Raw genomic sequence first — 831 nt, 5'->3', positions numbered from 1 at the left:
CGTAGATATGTTTTGAGGAAATGGTGCGAGGTTGCAGATTTATCAGTTACTATTTGCGGGTGATACGGCGCTGGTGGCGGATTCAGAAGAGAAACTGAGGGAGCGAGTAGTAGAGTGTGGGAGGGTGTGTGAAAGGAGGAAGCTGAGGGTGAATGTAGGTAGGAATCAAGTAATGATGTGTACAAGGGATGGAGGCACTGGTGGAATGAATGTGATGTTGAATGGAAAAATGCTTGAGGAGGTGGAGGAGTTTAAGTACTTGGGGTCGAAAGTGGCGGTAGATGAGGCTTCAGAAGTGGAAGTGTATCATAGAGTAAATGAAATGTGTAAGGTGCTAGGTGCGTGCAAGATGGTTATGGGGTGTAGAAGTCTAGGCATGGATGCGAAGAGAGCGTTCTATGAAGGCGTGATTGTACCTACTGTGTTGTATGGGTCGGAAACGTGGGGATTGAGGGAGGCAGAAAGGCGGAAATTAAATGTGTTTGAAATGAAGTATTTGAGAAATATGGTTGGAGTGAAACATAGGGACAGAGTGAGAAATGAAGAGGTGAGACGGAGAAAAGTTGAGAGAAGAGAGTTGGCGGAGAGAGTGGATGGGCGGGTACTGAGGTGGTTTGGACATATGGAAAGAATGAACGATGAGCGTGTGGTGAGAAAAACAATGAATTATCAGGTAGAAGGGGAAAGACCAAGAGGGAGGCCGAGGTTTAGATGGATGGATGGAGTGAAGAGAGCCCTGAATGAGAAGGGTTTCACGGTTTAGGAAGCAAAGGAGCGTGCTAGAGACAGAAGCGAATGGAGAGCGATAGTGAGAGGATAAACTAGATGACG

The 831-nt window shown here is 46.7% G+C and carries 1 protein-coding gene; it reads left to right on the top strand.

The annotated features are described in order from the left end of the window. Window positions 1–31 precede the first annotated feature (31 nt). On the top strand, window positions 32–763 hold the full coding sequence (locus D9R14_RS23000; RefSeq protein WP_147453090.1) for an RNA-dependent RNA polymerase family protein: 732 nt from the start codon (window positions 32–34) through the stop codon (window positions 761–763). Window positions 764–831 lie beyond the last annotated feature (68 nt).

Source organism: Xanthobacter tagetidis, assembly GCF_003667445.1.
Lineage (GTDB): Bacteria > Pseudomonadota > Alphaproteobacteria > Rhizobiales > Xanthobacteraceae > Xanthobacter > Xanthobacter tagetidis.
Note: the sequence above shows the minus strand (reverse complement) of the source record. Positions and strands in the feature narration are given on the sequence as shown.